Annotated in this window: 13 protein-coding genes; 1 reads left to right on the top strand and 12 read right to left on the bottom strand. The window is 55.3% G+C overall.

The window, feature by feature from the left end; genetic code table 11:
* Positions 1-4: 4 nt before the first annotated feature.
* From Q334_RS17860 to hemG, 10 genes are all read right to left on the bottom strand, one after another.
* Complete coding sequence (locus tag Q334_RS17860; RefSeq protein ID WP_211249481.1) at positions 5-1384, bottom strand: restriction endonuclease subunit S; 1380 nt, start codon at positions 1382-1384, stop codon at positions 5-7.
* A 1-nt stretch (position 1385) separates the two neighbouring features.
* Positions 1386-3800: a type I restriction-modification system subunit M gene (locus Q334_RS0103150; RefSeq protein WP_027311933.1), complete on the bottom strand. Its 2415-nt coding sequence runs from the start codon at positions 3798-3800 to the stop codon at positions 1386-1388.
* A 51-nt stretch (positions 3801-3851) separates the two neighbouring features.
* Positions 3852-4742 carry a WYL domain-containing protein gene (locus Q334_RS0103145; RefSeq protein WP_027311932.1) on the bottom strand — a complete coding sequence of 297 codons (891 nt, stop codon included), beginning with the start codon at positions 4740-4742 and terminating at the stop codon, positions 3852-3854.
* Between the two features lie 559 nt (positions 4743-5301).
* Entirely contained in the window at positions 5302-7209 is a 1908-nt protein-coding gene (gene parE, locus Q334_RS0103140) for a DNA topoisomerase IV subunit B (RefSeq protein ID WP_027311931.1), read from the bottom strand.
* Positions 7210-7218: 9 nt separating this feature from the next.
* Positions 7219-7857 (bottom strand): YqiA/YcfP family alpha/beta fold hydrolase, encoded by a 639-nt coding sequence (locus Q334_RS0103135; RefSeq protein ID WP_081414314.1) that lies wholly within the window; start codon positions 7855-7857, stop codon positions 7219-7221.
* Positions 7817-8578 carry a metallophosphoesterase gene (locus tag Q334_RS0103130; protein ID WP_027311929.1) on the bottom strand — a complete coding sequence of 254 codons (762 nt, stop codon included), beginning with the start codon at positions 8576-8578 and terminating at the stop codon, positions 7817-7819. The genes Q334_RS0103135 and Q334_RS0103130 overlap by 41 nt, the downstream gene beginning before the upstream one ends.
* A complete protein-coding gene (locus tag Q334_RS0103125; RefSeq protein WP_027311928.1) occupies positions 8578-9018 on the bottom strand; it encodes a DUF1249 domain-containing protein in 441 nt (146 codons plus the stop codon). Before Q334_RS0103125 ends, Q334_RS0103130 begins: the two co-directional genes overlap by 1 nt.
* Complete coding sequence (locus Q334_RS0103120; protein WP_027311927.1) at positions 9008-9637, bottom strand: NUDIX domain-containing protein; 630 nt, start codon at positions 9635-9637, stop codon at positions 9008-9010. Before Q334_RS0103120 ends, Q334_RS0103125 begins: the two co-directional genes overlap by 11 nt.
* A 45-nt stretch (positions 9638-9682) precedes the next feature.
* A complete protein-coding gene (locus Q334_RS0103115; RefSeq protein WP_035460555.1) occupies positions 9683-11446 on the bottom strand; it encodes a GGDEF domain-containing protein in 1764 nt (587 codons plus the stop codon).
* A gap of 92 nt (positions 11447-11538) precedes the next feature.
* A complete protein-coding gene (gene hemG, locus Q334_RS17855) occupies positions 11539-12897 on the bottom strand; it encodes a protoporphyrinogen oxidase (RefSeq protein ID WP_035460553.1) in 1359 nt (452 codons plus the stop codon).
* 112 nt (positions 12898-13009) lie between these two features.
* Here hemG and Q334_RS0103105 point away from each other — a divergent pair, with 112 nt between their 5' ends.
* Positions 13010-13501: a 3'-5' exonuclease gene (locus tag Q334_RS0103105; RefSeq protein ID WP_027311925.1), complete on the top strand. Its 492-nt coding sequence runs from the start codon at positions 13010-13012 to the stop codon at positions 13499-13501.
* A 35-nt stretch (positions 13502-13536) separates the two neighbouring features.
* Here the strand turns inward: Q334_RS0103105 and hldE are convergent, their stop codons facing one another.
* Complete coding sequence (hldE, locus tag Q334_RS0103100; protein ID WP_027311924.1) at positions 13537-14973, bottom strand: bifunctional D-glycero-beta-D-manno-heptose-7-phosphate kinase/D-glycero-beta-D-manno-heptose 1-phosphate adenylyltransferase HldE; 1437 nt, start codon at positions 14971-14973, stop codon at positions 13537-13539.
* On the bottom strand, positions 14970-16751 hold the full coding sequence (gene msbA / locus Q334_RS0103095; protein WP_027311923.1) for a lipid A export permease/ATP-binding protein MsbA: 1782 nt from the start codon (positions 16749-16751) through the stop codon (positions 14970-14972). Before msbA ends, hldE begins: the two co-directional genes overlap by 4 nt.
* Between the last annotated feature and the right edge of the window lie 75 nt (positions 16752-16826).

Genomic DNA, 16826 nt, shown 5'->3' with positions numbered 1-16826 from the left:
TGCCCTATACCTCCACTGCGTCCTGCACGTTGTTATTCAAACCGGCCATCTCAGGAGTGACTTTGATTTTTCCGGTCACAGCGTTATTGATCAGAGTGGCTCTGTATTCTTTGAGTTTTTCTATTTGTTGTAGAGTGCTTTCAATTGCATGATCGAAATAGTTCGTTTGTCTATTTACAAAATCTAAAATTTCACGCTGCTCTTGTAACGAAGGTATTGGAGCTCGAAAGTCTTCAATCTGATCTGAGCTAATATGAGGCACACTTATACCAGTGAGCATTGGTTCAAAATAGCTAAGGAATAAATTCGTTGAAAGTAATAGCTTTATATATGAAGTTAACGATCCGCTATTTCCTCTAATTCTTCCTACTCGTTGAAGAAGCATACAAGGCAGGTCTTTTTTACTAATCTCAGCAACCCTAATTCCAGAAGATACCCAAGGACGATCCATTGCTATAACCAGATCTCCTTCTTGCAAATCATACTTTTCTAAACCTTTTACTTTTGAGCTAGGCCAATAAACTACTTCTTCCCACTTTACTAGGTCAGGTGAAACATTTATACCTCTCAAGAGTTTCATATCAGACACTTCTGATGAATACTGCTCACTTTTAAATGCGTACCCAGGCAATATATCAATATAATATTTTAACTTTGCACAATCCCAATGCTCCGGAATCTCCCCAATCCAATCCACGCCGGAATCTTTCATGGGCACATTGGGGTCAAGCCCCTGGGTGACGGCTTTTTGGATGATGATTTGCTTGCGTTCTTTCAGCAGGGCGATCTGCTGCTCTTTGATGGCAATGGCTTCGTCGATTTGGGTGGTTTTTTTGTCGAGGAAACTGGCGATCAACTTTTGCTCTTGCTCAGAAGGAACCAAAAATGGAATAACCTTCATTCTGCTTTTCGACAAATCCCACTGGCCAACTCTAACGCCATCCGAAGCACTACCAAAGTACGAAACATATAATTTGCTTCGTATAGCCCAATTAAAGAAGGGCGGAAATATTGGCTTTACGAAATCAAACACGAAATAAGCCGGGCTAACGATTCCGGTATGGTTTGATACACCGTAAGAACCTTGCCACGCCTTCATCTTATTCATTCCAAACTGACCTTTTTTGAGTAATTTATAGCCACTCAAGTCATCAGGAATGAAATTATGATTTGAATCTTGATTTTCTATGTCCCTCTCGATTACTCCTTGCTCTCTTGTTATAGAAAGCAAGGGCAACTCTGGATGATTTTTGATTGAAACCGGTGACAAGCAACTACCAAGTTTTGACACCTCCCATTTCGATGGAACGTTGCCGATCCATTCATAGCCAGAGTCCTTATACGTCTCATACTTCGGTAATTCAGCAATACTTACCATAGCCATATCACCCCTGCACCTGCTCAATATCCACACCCAGAATCTGCGCTATCAAACCTTCAGCCTTTTTCTCCAAATCCAGTATGTCCCTGGCAACTTCTTCCAAAGAACGCAGCGGCTTATGGCGATAGAAGTATTTGTTAAAGCTGATTTCGTAGCCGATTTTGACGGAATCCAGATTGATCCAGGCTTCTTCTACGTGGGGTTTAACTTCATCCAGAAAGTACCGATAAATGCTTTGCGGCTGGCCCTGTTTATCCCGCAGCGGGATGGTTTCGCTGTCGCGCAGCTCACTGCTGGCTTCATAGGTGAGGTATTCGTTTTTCTTATCCGTTGGGTAGTATCCGAAATCTGCCAGTTGTTGCTGAGTGCAGCCATAGCGCTCCAGCAGTTCATCCAGCCTGTCACCGCTGATTTTCACTACTTTCTTAATCACTTTGGCCGCAGATTCATCGTACCAACTCACGGCATTGAGGATGGCGTTCTTTTCAGTGGCAGAGAGTTTGACCTTAAGCGCCTTCAGCTCGGCATCCACCTGATCTTTAAACAGATTGAAGTCATCAAACTCGTCACACCCTATTGCAGCCATCAGCGCCTGGGCCGTCTCGTAAACCGCTTTTAGTCCTAGCCAGTGTTTCACATCCAGCAGTTTGACTTTGGCCTTGGCGTTCAGGCTGATGTCGTTATCGTCACACCAGGCAAGGACGTTTTTCTCGATGGATTTTAAGAAGCCCTTCTCGTAAAGCTTGTCGCCATGTTCGGCATACAGGTGCTCCATGACCTCGCTTAACTGCTTGTCAAAACGCAAAGGCGCAATGCGCTCGGCGCTGAACTGGGCTTTGCGGCGGTCGGGGCGTTCGATGGTGACTTTGTAGTAGCCAAAATCTTCGTTGTTAAAGACCTGGCTGGCGATGCCGACGGGATCGCCATTTGCGTCCAACTCTCGTTCAATTGCCGCGCAATCCAGATAGGTACGGGTAATCTGTTCGATATGTTCCGGGGCGAACTCGCAGTTCTTGTTGCCCAGGTTTTTGCGCAACTTTCGATAAAGTAGACTGGCATCAATCAACTGCACCTTACCCTTGCGGGACTCAGGCTTGTTGTTATTGAGCAGCCAGATATAGGTGGTAATGCCGGTGTTGTAAAACAGGTTGTTGGGTAACTGCACGATGGCGTCGAGCCAATCGTTTTCGATAATGTAGCGGCGGATATTGCTCTCACCGCTGCCGGCATCGCCGGTAAACAGGCTGGAACCGTTATGAACCGATGCGATTCTGCTGCCATTTGTGCCGGAAGCAGGGTCTTTCATTTTGCTGACCATTTCCATTAAAAACAGCAGCTGGCCATCGCTGGAGCGCGGGGTGGCGTCACACTCCTCGATATTGCCCCAATAATCTTTGAGTTTGACTTTAAAGCGCGGGTCAATCACATCACTGCCGTCTTTGATGTATTTTTGCTCCGAGGCCCAGCTTTTGCCGTAAGGAGGGTTGGAGAGCATAAAGTCAAAGCGCAGGGATGCGAATTCATCGGTGGAAAGCGTTGAGCCGACCCGGATGTTTTCAGGGTTGTTGCCCTTGATCATCATGTCGGATTTACAGATGGCGTAGGTTTCGTCGTTGATTTCCTTGCCGTAGAGATAGATGTCTCTCTGACTTTTTGCTGAAGGGTCCGCCGGATACTTTTCTTCAATAAAATTCTGCGATTCGGTGAGCATGCCGCCGCTACCGCAGGCAGGGTCATAGATGGTCAGGGTTAATGGAATCTTATCTTTGATCGGGTCAAACACCAGGTGGGTCATCAGTTCGATCACTTCCCTTGGTGTAAAATGCTCCCCGGCTTCTTCGTTGTTTTCTTCGTTGAATTTTCGAATCAGCTCTTCAAACACATAGCCCATGCCCAGGTTTGAAAGCGCGGGCAGCTTGTATCCATCCGGGTCTTCGGCAGCCACAGGTGTCAGGTTGATTTTCGGAGAAATGAACTTTTCCACCACATCCAGCAGCACGTCTTTATTGGCCATATGCTGGATTTTGCTTTTCAGTTCAAAGCGCTCGATGATTTCCTGCACGTTGGCGCTGAAGCCATTGAGGTATTCATCAAAGTTGGCCAACAGAATCTGGCGGTTGTTGGTGGCGGTGTTGTGCAGGCTGGTGAGCGTCCATTTGGATACGTTGTAAAACACGTAGCCGGAGGCTTCTTTAAGTGGCTCTTCGTCCAGTTCGGTGGCCTGCATTTCTTCCTTCTGGTAGCGAACTTCTTCCAGTACCGCTTCTTTGGTTGGCTCCAGCAGGGTGTCCAGTCGACGCAATACCACCATTGGCAGGATGACGTCACGGTATTTACCGCGCACGTACACGTCGCGCAGGCAATCGTCGGCGATGCTCCAGATAAATGAGACAAGTTTGTTGTGTACGCTGTGGTCCATTGTGTTTCCTGGGGTTTAATAATTTGGCTTAAATTGATTTAGTCATTGGGTTCAAGCCGGCGGTTGCTCGGCTCTGCCGGGGGCCAGAATCAGGTTTTGCACGCCGTATAGCGCCTGGCTATTACGGAGCCATAACTGGTACTCGGGGCCTGTGAGCGTGTGGGACGGTGAACAGTCCACATGCCATTGCCGCAACAGGTACCCAGCTGTCGCCGCTCGAATCTCGACCTTCATTACGCCACCTTCCATACCGTAATCCAGCTCGATGGCTTCGTGATGCTGGATGCGGGGATGGGGTACCAGTTCCAGCTCGACGAAGCGGTTCCACTGGCGATCCTGGCTTTCGGTTTCTTGCTCGTCGATGGCGGAGGCTTCAACCACTGTGGCTTCTTTAATGCGAGTGAGCACAAAGTCGCGGAATTCGCCGCTCTTGCGGTCGAACCCCCGCACATGCCAGCGCAGGCCGTTATCCACCAAGGTGTGGGGCACGATCTCGCGCCGGGACTCACCGCTGGACAGGGATACATAGGTAATGGCCAGGGGCTTGGCCTTGTGAATGGCTTCGGTCACTTTGGCAACGATGGCCAGGCTGGGCTGGTTTAGATGGTACGGTGCTTCGCAGGCCAATGGTGGCTTGAGCTTGCCGGTAAAGCCGTCGCCATAGCCCTGACTGATGGTTGCCAGGGTGCGCACCACATCGTAGTCGAACAGGGGCTTGAACTGGTCACCACGCAGGTGGGTTCTCAGCTTCTCGTCATAGCGGATATTGGCGGGGGCCAGCTCCCGATACTGGGTGAAATCCTTGGTGGCTTGGGCGGGTGTGATACTGAAACGACCCACCAGGTCAGCACGGTTGGCTTCCCCCTTAAATAGCAGGGTGAAGTCGATGTGGGCGATACGATCGCGTTGGGCCTGAGTTAAATCCCGAAGCGTGCTATTCATATGAGAATCCCATCATGCTGCATGACCATAGGCTGAATATGTCACCTGATAGTTTTTATCAGGTGACATCCTATCACAGCATTTCTGGCTTGAAATACAAAAAATTGCCCTCTGGCAAGGCTGACTGCTGCTAGCGAGCCGCAAAAGGCTTATGGGCTGCCTTTAATTGGGTATTTTTGCCACCTGAGGGAAGCATTACCAACAACTCAGTGGTTAACCCGCAGGAGTAAACCGCCTGACGCTGGGCTTTGTCGGTGGCCTCATCCAGACCCGCCAGCGAAGGGATATAGTCATGCAGACAGAGTTTTGGGATGTTTCGCGGGGCCTGGTGTGCACGCAGATAAACATGAGCATGAGCTCACTGGCGATCAGCTGCCGGGAGTCCATTCCAGGCTTGCTTCGGTGGCACCTTCGACAGATCGTCAGAACATCATCACAAGCCAATAGATTTTGTTCTTATTATTGCGTGACCCATAAAAAAGCCCCGGCAAATCGAGTTTGGCGGGGCTTATTTGTTCAAGCTTATGTCGAACTATTCAACTTTATGCACTAATTTACATTACACCTCTACATCCGCCAGGTTGCCTTTGCTTTCCAGCCAGGTCTTACGGTCACCTGAACGCTTTTTCGCCAACAGCATGTCGAGTATTTCCTGGGTGTCATCCTGTTCATCCAACACCAACTGCACCAGACGCCGGGTGTCCCTGGCCATGGTGGTTTCCCGCAGCTGCAGGGGGTTCATCTCACCAAGCCCCTTAAAGCGGGTAACCTGAGGGGTGCCCTTGCGCCCTTCTGCCTTGAGACGATCCAGCACCCCGCTTTTCTCCGCCTCATCGAGGGCGTAGTACACCTCTTTCCCCAGGTCGATTCGAAACAGCGGCGGCATGGCAACAAACACATGACCGGCCTTAACCAACGCGGGGAAGTGACGGACGAACAACGCACACAACAGGGTAGCAATATGGCGACCGTCCGAGTCAGCATCCGCCAGGATGCACACCTTGCCATAACGCAGACCGCTCAGGTCGGTTGAGCTGGGGTCAACCCCAATGGCCACGGCAATGTCGTGTACCTCCTGGGAGGCCAGAATCTCGCTGGAGTCCACCTCCCAGGTATTCAGAATCTTACCGCGCAGCGGCATCACCGCCTGAAACTCACGGTCCCGCGCCTGCTTGGCCGAGCCTCCAGCCGAGTCCCCCTCCACCAGGAACAGCTCCGCCTGCATGGCTTCAGCGCCACTACAATCGGCCAACTTACCCGGCAGGGCCGGCCCCTGCGTTACCTTTTTGCGCACCACTTTGCGGGCGGCTTTCAGGCGACTCTGGGCATGGCTAATACAGAGCTCCGCCAGTTGTTCCGCCAACTCGACATGCTTATTCAACCAGAGGCTGAAAGCATCCTTCACCACCCCGGAAACGAAGGGAGCACACTGGCGTGAAGACAAACGCTCCTTGGTTTGTCCGGCAAACTGCGGATCATGCATCTTCACCGACAGCACATAGCTGCAATTAGCCCAGATATCCTCTGGCGACAGCTTCATGCCACGGGGTAATAGATTGCGGAATTCACAAAACTCGCGCATGGCCTCCAGCAAGCCGGTACGGAAACCATTCACATGGGTTCCCCCCTGCACGGTGGGAATCAGGTTGACGTAGGATTCGGTCAACAGTTCCCCCCCCTCTGGCAACCACTGTACCGCCCACTCCACCGCTTCTTGTTCAGCGGCAAAGTTACCCACAAAGGGTTCATCCGGCAGGGTCGGCGATTGGGCCGTGGCCTGCTTCAGATAGTCAGTTAGCCCATCCTGATAGCACCATTGCTCTGTCTCCGCCTGGGCTTCGCCTTTGCTGGCATCCACCAGCACCATGGTCAGGCCGGAGCAGAGTACCGCCTTGGCCCGCAACAGATGACGCAAGCGGCTCAGGCTCAAGCGTGGGCTATCGAAGTAATGACTATCGGGCAAAAAGCGCACCTGGGTGCCCCGGTCTTTCTGCGCGCAGCTGCCCGTCACTTCCAGCTCGCTCATCTTATGACCATCGGCATAGCTCATGCGGTATACCTGACCACCGCGCTTGACCACCACCTCCAGCCACTTCGACAGGGCATTGACCACCGATACCCCTACCCCATGCAAACCACCGGAGAACTGGTAGTTACCCTGGGAGAATTTACCCCCGGCGTGCAAACGGGTCAGGATCAGCTCGACCCCACTGACGCCATGCTCCGGGTGAATATCCACCGGCATGCCGCGACCGTTATCGGTCACGCTGATCGAGCCATCCTCATGCAGGCGCACTTCAATACGGTTGGCATGGCCCGCCAGGGCCTCATCCACCGAGTTGTCGATCACTTCCTGCACCAGGTGATTGGGTCGATCGGTTTCGGTATACATCCCCGGCCGTTTCTTCACCGGGTCGAGGCCACTCAATACCTCAATGGCCTGGGCGTTATATTCCTGTTTGCTCATAGTCATGCTTCATTGGCCGGTCTGCGCAAAAGCCAACATGCGCGGACAACATGGATAAAAGTTCTGAAAGCGATGATCGCCCCCTGCCTGAATAATCAACTCAGCCTGCTGGTAGTAGGCGGCGGCCTGGCGATAATCCAACACCTCATCCCCTTTCTGCAACCACACCTGTAAGTTCTGTGGGCACGGCAGTTCAGGCAACGCCAACTGCTGCAGCTCCGCCAGATGCTCGGCGCCAATGCAGTAGGTTTCACCGCTATAGGGGTTGGTGATGGGCTGCTGATAGCGGCTCAGGTGAGTCCAGGGAGCCACCACCGGATTGATCAGAATCGCCCGGCAGCCGAGGCGCTGACTCAAATAGGTAGCGTAAAAACCACCGAGGGAGCTGCCCCAGAGCACCACTTGCCGCCCTTGCGCCTGGGCCTGAGCCACAGACTGCTGCAAGGCTGCTACCGCCTGCGCCGGACGACTACTCAACTGCGGCACCAGCAGTTGATAATCGAGCGCCTTCTGCTCCTGCAGAAAGGTCGCCAACTCTTGCGCTTTGGCCGCCTGAGGGGAGGAGTTAAAACCGTGTAAATAATAAAACTGATAGACAGGCAAAGGCTTAACCACTGAATCTTTGTACAGTGGTGTGCATACTAGCATCCTCAAATAGCTCCAGCCAACGCCAGGCGGCAAGATTCTGCTGACCCGTCGCCAGGGTCATCTGTGCCTGGTAGGGGGCAAACTGGGCGGCCAGTGCCGGCGTACTGAATGCTTGCCAGTGTTGATAACGCCAATGGTGAGCCTGGTGCACATGGCCACAGAGCAGCACGCGCAAATGCGCTGCCTGCTCGGTCAGGCGCAATAAGGCGTCTGCATCGGCCAGCATAATAGCGTCCTGCCAGGCACTGAAGACCGGTAGCGGCGGGTGGTGGATCAGCAGCAGTTGGTTCGCCGCTTGAGGATGGCGCAGTTGATGTGCCAGCCAAGCCAGCTCATCCTGCCCCAGCGCAGCTCCCCCCCGGCCATCGGGGTGGGCACAGCTATAGGCATAGAGTAACTGCCAGGAGCCCCACACCTCTGACTTGCACAGCGCCGAGGCCGGCAAGGCCGCTTGCATCTGCACCAGGTCATCATGGTTACCAGGGATCACTCGCCAGGGACGGGGCCAATCGGCCAGGCTCTGTGCCAAGGCAGCATAGGCATTGGGGGCGTCATGCTGGGCCAGATCGCCACTCAGCAGCAGTAGATCATGGGGCTGCTGACGCAACTGCGCCAGCGCCTGCTGCCAACGCTGCCAGGGATAAACACCTTTATGGGCAAGATCAGGATGGGCAGTCAGGTGCAGGTCGGTTAATTGCAATAAGCGCAGCGCCGCCCCCATCAGCCCGCCACCTGCAGCGGTTGTTGGCGATAGCCGTGATCCATGCAGTGCTTGAGCCACTCCCCCAGCAGCAGATTTAACTGCAGTTTTTCATCCGGGCTGTGCATCTGCGCATTGGGATAATCGTTTTTGCCCGCCAGCACCTTGCCCCAGGGCCCTGTTACCTCAGCACTGCGGGCATCGTGGTAAAGGCGCACCCACAATATCTGATCCGCCAGCCAGGGGCTGCTCAGGCTATGGCTGATCTTGAGGCTGCTGGTATAGGCAAAGTCTTCCAATACCTCGATCGCCAACTGGCCTTCACTGGCATTGGGTAAGGGCAAGCAATAACTGGCCCGATCCTGCTGGCCCGCCAGCAGGCGTTGCAGACGCAGGTAGTTGCTTTCGCACACTGCCATCATCCGCACCAGATCGGGGACATATTTACGCTTAACCTTCATAAATTCCTTGCTCACGCCAACGGGCTATGACTCTTTGTTTATGCAGTTGCAACCATAAAATCGCCATCAGGGTGGCCGCATTATTGATACGGCCATTGTCGCAGGCCTGGCAGGCTTCGGCCAGGCTGACCACCTGTACGCGGATGTCCTCTCCCTCCTCGGCCAGACCATGAATCCCGCCAAGTCCCTTGGCATCGACACAGCCTAGATACAACCCCACCTTTTCATTGGTGCCGCCAGGGCTGCTGAGATACTCCAGCATTGGCTCCAGCGCCAACAGGGTCGCTCCGGCCTCTTCCATTGCCTCCCGTGCCGCCAGCTCAGCATCCGTTTCCCCCGCTTCCACAATCCCCGCCACCAGCTCCAGCAACCAGGGACTAGGCTCACGTAAGGCGCCGATGCGGAACTGCTCCAGCAACACCACCGCATCCTGCCAGGGATCATACAGCAGGACGCAAACACAGCGTCCCCGCTCAAACAGTTCCCGTTGCACTTCAATGCTGGCACCGGCAAAACTGGCGTGGCGCAGACGATAGGCATTCATCTGAAAGAAGCCAGAATACAGTGGCTTCTGTTCCAGCACCTCAACATCGGCCTGGCTAAAACGGGCCTTCAGCATCACTCCCTCTCCTGGCAACCGTGGCAGGGCGGCAGTATAGCAGAGTCAGGCGCAGTTCAGACGATAGCTCGGCGGGCGCTGCGGTTGAGCGATATAGAGGAAGCTGCCCGGCTGCTGTTTAGCCTCATGCTTAGCCTGCGCCGCCAGGGCAGCAATATCATTATGGTTGGCACAACGACTGGGATCTGGCTGGACCACGCCGATGGCCAGTCCCAGTAGTGGAAAAAAATCCGTGTGGCCCTCCCGGTTATGGCCTTTAATCCCCCCTTGCTGCAAATCCTGGGGATCATAGAGGCTGGCGATCTGGCCATCGAACTCCTGCAGAATACGCTCGCAGCGTTGCTGCCAGTCCGGGCTTTGGAAGATCACAATAAAGTCATCCCCGCCGATGTGTCCCACCAGGTTATCCTGGTTACTGGCATGGCGACGTAGCAGTTCCCCCAACAGCTGGATCACCTGATCGCCACGGGAGTAGCCATAGTGGTCATTAAAGGGCTTGAAGTGGTTAAGGTCGAAATAGGCCACCCAAAAGGGGCTGGCGCTGTGTAGCAGGGTATCCATTTCCCGGTTCAGCGGCACACTGCCCGGCAGCTGGGTTAAGGGATTGGCATAGCGCGCACTTTGCACCTGCAGCTCCGTCATCCGCCGGAGCAGATCCCGCACGCTGCCTAACCCCAGATAAAAATCCTGATGGGTGATAATAAAGGCATCCGCCAACTCGGTGGCAGCGGCTTCCGTTACCAACTGACTGACCTGATCAAGCGGCAACTGGCTGTCGATACACAGCGGCTGGGGCTCCATACAACGGCTGATCGGTTTGTTTTCCAGTAACGCACGCCCGTACTGGGTGGAGAAGCTCTCCAGCAGCGCGGCACGCCGCACCATCCCCAGGGGACGACCATCCTGCACCACCGGTAACACACTGAGGCTGGCATCCTGCTGGAACAGTGCCACCACCTCCCCCGTGCGCTGCTCCGGTGTCAGGGGTTCCAGGGTGCGCACCAGGCTGGCGGCAGTCTCCGTGGTTTGCCCTAAACGATACTGCTGCCCTTCGCGCTTTAACCAACGCGGCTCCACCGCCAATCCAGGTAAGGGCAAGGGGCGACCGAGCAAATACCCCTGCCCCAGGCTCATCCCCATATCCTGCAGGGTGCGTAGCTCCTCTGGGGTTTCAATGCCTTCAGCGATCAGGCGTGAGCCCACTCCCTGGCCGATGCTCATAATCGAACGGACAAACTCACGTTTGACCGGGTTACGGTCGAGCTCATGGATAAAGTGCTTATCGACTTTGACATAGTCCGGTGCCACCTCGGACCAAAGGCGCAGGCCTGAATAACCGCTGCCCAAATCATCCAGAGCAATGCGAAAACCCATCTGCCGATAATGCTCGACGGCCTGACGGGTCTGGGCAAAATCTTCATAGGGTTGCTGCTCGGAGAGTTCGATCACCACCTGATCCGGGCTCATGCCGACCTTGGCCAGCAACTCCAAGGTCGTTCCCTTGGGGTAATCAGGACTCAAGAGAGCCTGGGTGGTCACATTTAAAAATAACCGTCCCGCCAATTGCAGGGTGGCAAAGTGTTCAATCGCCAAATGCCGGGCACAAAGCTCTAACTCTCGTAGCCGCCCACTGGAACGTGCCACCGCAAAGAGCCGGTCCGGATACTCCAATTCACTTCCCTGTGGCCCCCTGATCAACGCTTCATAGCCATAAACCTCGCCTCGGCGCAGGTCTACGATTGGCTGCAGATGCGGACGTAGGGCCTGGCTGCGTAACAGCTGATCCAATTCCAGAGCCCAGTCGTTCATAGGACTGCTTCCCCATAGACACCAAGAAGAGCGCCAGATTAAGAAAGAATAATGACAGTCACATGACAGTCATAAAGGACTCCGCCTAAAGGCTAAGCAGGTAGCAGGCGCTCCGCCAGCTGTGCCGCCTGATCGACACAGTCCGCCAGCGAAACCCCATCACTCCAGTTGGCCCGCCAGTGCACACCTGGATAGGCGGCCAAGCCCTGCTGAGCCTGCTGCAGACGTTGCAAGTGCCCCAACTCATACTGTGGAATCGCCTGTGGCCAACGACTGACCCAGTGCTGCTCGGGCTGACCACGAATCCCCAACAACGGACGCAAGTCCTCCAGCACCTGCTGACTGATTGCCTCGTCACTGTGCTGGCAGATACCGGGGTGCAAGCGTCCACCAATAAAGGCGGTCAGCAGCACTTTGCCATCCGGCGCACGGCCACTAAACAGGCTGGAGGGGAAGAGCACCCCCAGGGTGGTGACCCCCTCACAACGGGGAAAGAGTGCACCAAAGCCATCCAAGGCATGCTCAACCTGTGCACGGGCAAAGGCCAGGGAGACCGATGCCACCTCCGCATAGGCAATCTGCCCTAACAGGGTCGCCACCTGCGGTTGCCAGGGAGCAATCAGCTGTGCCGCCTGGGGCGCAGGACAGGCCAAAATCACTTGTTTGGCCTGCCACTGCTGGGTAGCGCTTTCCACCAGCCAACCACCCCCGGTAACAGGCTGCAGAGCCGTCACCGGACACTGCTCGCTCAACACCGTCGCCAACCGCTGCCGTAAGCATTCACTCAGTTGCTGCATGCCCTGCTTGAAACTGGTCAGGGTGCCACTCGGCCCCGTTTCCAGCTGACTGCTGCGCTTTTGCCGCATTAGGGCCAACGCCCCCTTAAACAGTGAGCCCTGTTCGGCCTCCAAGCGATATACCCGTGCCGTAGCCGCCTGCACGGACAAGCGCTCTGGATCACCGGCATAGACACCCGAGACAAAGGGGTTAATGGCATAATCCAAAAAGCCCTGACCTAGGCGTCGGCGAACAAAATCCGCCACACTTTCCTCCTGCTGTGCGGGGGAGATAAAGGGCTCCGCCAGCAGGCGCAATTTATCCTGCCAACTAAAAAGCGGGGTACGCAGAAAATCCACCGGCCCACCCGGCAATGGATGCAAGTGTCCATTTTTAAGCACATAGCGACGCTTGGCAGCAGCACTCGGTTGCACCCGCTCGGTGAGCAGCTCCAACTCCGTCAGTAAGCGGTGAAAGCCAGGGCGGTTATCAAGGGTGGAGTTAGGGCCGCGCTCAATCAGATAACCCTGCTGTTGCAGAGTCTGGATTTTGCCACCGGCACGCCCGGCCTCCAGCACCCGTACTTTGGCCCCTCGCTGCTGCAAAAACCAGGCACAGGCCAAACCGGAAATCCCGCCGCCTATGACTAAAAAGTCCGGTTGTGCTTGTTCCATTGCCGCCTTGCTCCTGTATCATTGCGCGACCATATAAGTACTAGCAGTACAGCACTCGCCATACTGATATTTGGCATAGATAGATTGTAATAGCAGTGAACAGGATACTCCGGTGAAAACAGCCCTGCCCATCATTCTGGATATTGAAGCTTCCGGCTTTGGCAGTGGCAGCTATCCGATAGAGGTGGGCCTGGCCCTGGCCGATGGCAGCTGTGAAAGCTTCCTGATCCGCCCCGAGCCGGACTGGACTCACTGGAGTGCCGATGCCGAGGCAGTGCATGGTCTTAAACGGGAAGATCTGTTTCGCGAGGGCTTACCCCCACGCACCGTGGCGCAACAGTTAAACCGCCTGCTCAGTGGCCAGATCGTCTACACCGATGCCTGGAGTTTTGATAATACCTGGCTCTCGCTGCTGTTTTATCAGGCCAATGTACGCCAAGAGTTCAAACTCGAAGCCCTGCGCAAACTGCTCAGTGAAAAACAAGCAGGTTACTGGGGCACCATCAAAGACCAGGTCGCCCGAACCTTTCGTCTCACCCGCCACCGTGCCGGTGACGATGCCCGCATGCTGCAACTCACCCTGCGTCAGGTGCAGCAGTTCTAGGGCGCCTGTTCGCGCAGTACGCCCTATAGCCCTTCTTAGGGTTGCTCTTTATTCGCCTGAATCTTATTGACGATGGCAGTGGTGGAAACATTCTCCACATGGCTCAGTACCCGCACCTCACCACCATAACTCTTGACGAACTCGCCACCGACCACCTGGGCCTCGCTGTAATCCCCCCCTTTAACCAAGACATCGGGGCGCACCTTGGCCAATAGACGCTCCGGGGTATCTTCGCTAAAGCTCACCACCCAATCCACTGCCACCAGCCCCGCCAGCACCGCCATACGCCGATCCACCGGATTTACCGGACGACCAGCGCCCTTCAGGCGCCGTACGGAGTCATCGTCATTGATCGCCAGTACCAGACGATCTCCCTGGGCACGGGCATCTTCCAGATAGGTCACATGGCCAGCATGGAGGATGTCAAAACAACCGTTGGTAAAAACGATCTTCTCTCCGTGGGCACGGGCATCCTCCAAGGCGATCAGCAATTGCTCCTCACTCACCACCCCCCGTTCACTGCCCTGCTGGCGCTTCACTGCCCGCCGTAGTTCAGGGGCACTGACTGTCGCGGTACCCAGTTTAGCCACCACCAATCCGGCGGCAATATTGGCCAGCGCAACGGCCTGCTCCAACGAGGTGCCGGCGGCCAAGGCACTGGCCAGGGTGGAAATCACCGTATCTCCAGCACCGGTGACGTCATACACCTCTTGTGCCTGGGCGGGAAAGTGCAATTCGGCCTGACCTGGGCGGATCAGGGTCATGCCTTTTTCACTGCGGGTAATCAGCAGGGCATCCAGCTCTAACTGCTGCACCAGTGCTTCGGCTTTCGCTTTCAGTTCCTGCTCGGATTTAACCGGCCCCACGACCCCTTCAAACTCACTCATATTCGGCGTCAGCAAGGTCGCACCGCGATACTTGCTGAAGTCACGTCCTTTAGGGTCGCATACCACCGGTAACTGCTGCGCTCGCGCGGCGGCAATTAATTGCGGCAAATGCTGTAGGGCGCCCTTATCGTAGTCCGACACCAGCACCACCTTGCTGGAGGACAGTGCCTGCTGCGCTTGCTGTAACAGGCTGGCGGAGTCTTCCACACTGAAGCGCTGCTCAAAGTCTAACCGTAGCAATTGCTGTTGTTGGGCCACCACTCGCAACTTGGTAATAGTGGGGTGACCTGGCACCTGGACAAACTCACAGTCAACCCCTGCCGCCTGCAGACGCTGCTGCAGTGCCTGCTCAGCTTCATCAGCACCTGTGAGCCCCAAGAGCCGCGCCTTGCCGCCCAAGGCAGCGATATTCAGCGCCACGTTAGCGGCACCACCAGGACGATCCTCCTGTTGACGCACCCCCACCACCGGCACCGGTGCCTCCGGCGAAATACGCGAGGCGCCGCCATGCCAGTAACGATCCAGCATCACATCCCCTACCACCAAGACCTGAGCCTGGGCAAAATCAGGCAGACTCACTTTCATTGCTGTTCCTCCACTGACGTCTCGGGATGCTGTTCACTAAATTGCATACGATAAAGTTTGGCGTAGGCGCCATCCTGGGCCAGCAGTTGTTGATGGCTGCCTTGCTCGATAATCCGTCCCTGCTCCATCACCAGAATGCGGTCTGCTTTTTCGATGGTGGACAGACGATGCGCGATCACCAGGGTAGTGCGCCCTTGCATCACCGCTTCCATCGCCGCCTGAATGTGACGTTCCGATTCTGTATCCAGGGCAGAGGTCGCTTCATCCAGAATCAACACCGGCGCATCCTTGAGGATGGCACGGGCAATCGCCAAACGCTGACGTTGCCCCCCTGACAACATCACCCCTTTCTCACCAATCAGGGTGTCCAGTCCCTGGGGCATGCGCTCGGCAAACTCCAGCACATGGGCCGCCTTGGCCGCCTGCAGCAGCTCCTGCTCTGAGCGCTGGGCCAAATCGGCATAGGCAATGTTATCGCGCAGGGTACCGGCAAAGAGCACGATCTGTTGATTCACCAATGCCATCTGGGCGCGCAGGTTCTCCAACTGATAATCCTGCAGGGGCACCCCATCCAGCAAAATCTCGCCGCTACTGGGCTGATAAAAGCGCGGAATCAGGCTGGCCAGAGTACTTTTGCCTGACCCTGAACGCCCCACCAGAGCAATGGTTTCACCGGGTGCGATATCCAGATTAATGTCCTGCAACACCAGCTGCTCGGTACCAGGATACCGAAAGCTGAGCTGACGCAGTTGCAGTCGTCCCTGCACCCGCTCTACCTGATACTGCCCCTGATCAGGCTCGGGGGCCTCATCCAGTACCGTGAAGATGCTTTCCGCGGCAGCAATACCGCGCTGCAGTACAGTGTTCACCTCCGCCAACGCCCGCAGAGGCTGCACAATCAGACCTGCCGCAGTGAGGAAGGAGACAAACTGGCCGGAGCTCATACTGCTCAGCCAGCTTGGATGCAGTGCGAAGAACACCAACAGCGCCATCGCCGTGGCCACAAAAAACTGAATCACTGGGGTAGCGATTGCTTCGGTCGCCACCATCTTCATGCTTTGCCGCTGGTTATAACGACTGGCCGCTTCAAAGCGCTGCTCTTCACTTTTGCGCCCGCCAAAAATACGCACCACCTGATAGCCCTGTAAGGCCTCAGAGGCCGCATGGGTCACATCCCCCATCGAATCCTGAATGCTGCGACTCAGTTTGCGAAAACGCTTAGAGGCAATACCCACACACCAGGCGATCAAGGGGGTCACGGTGAAAAAGATCAACGCCAGCTGCCAGTTCAAGTAGAACAGGTAGCCCATCAGCCCCAATACCGTCAGCCCCTCCCGCACAATGGTTTTTAAGGCGCCGGTGGCCGCCCCCGTGACCTGATCAACGTTATAGGTGACTTTAGCGAGTAGGTGGCCGGTGGTCTGACTATGAAAATAGTGGCTGGGCAGCAACATCAGGCTATTAAAAATCTGACAGCGCAGGCTGTGCACCACCGCCCGGGCCACATAGGCAATACCATAGTTGCCGACAAAGCCCCCTAAGCCACGAATAACGAAGATCGCCATAATGGTGCCGGCATAGATCCAGTGGCCAAACGGATGGGGGTTATCCAGGGCTTCGACCAGGTTCTCCATCAACTTGGCAAAACCAGCCTGGGTGGCCGCCACCACAGCAAAGCCCAGCATACTGAGCAAGAAAGGCAGCCAATAAGGCTTCACATAACTGAGCAAACGCAGATAGGTTTGCCAGCCACGGGCCTCGGTTTGTGCTTGACTCATAACACTCCAAGGGCGGCAAGCCGCCCTATTAATCCAAGATAGGCTCGATGGGGAGCAAGATCATCCCTTCCTTCA

The organism is Balneatrix alpica DSM 16621, assembly GCF_000619885.1.
Lineage (GTDB): Bacteria > Pseudomonadota > Gammaproteobacteria > Pseudomonadales > Balneatricaceae > Balneatrix > Balneatrix alpica.
The sequence above is the reverse complement of the archived record's forward strand: the minus strand, read 5'-3'. Positions and strand labels throughout refer to the sequence as shown.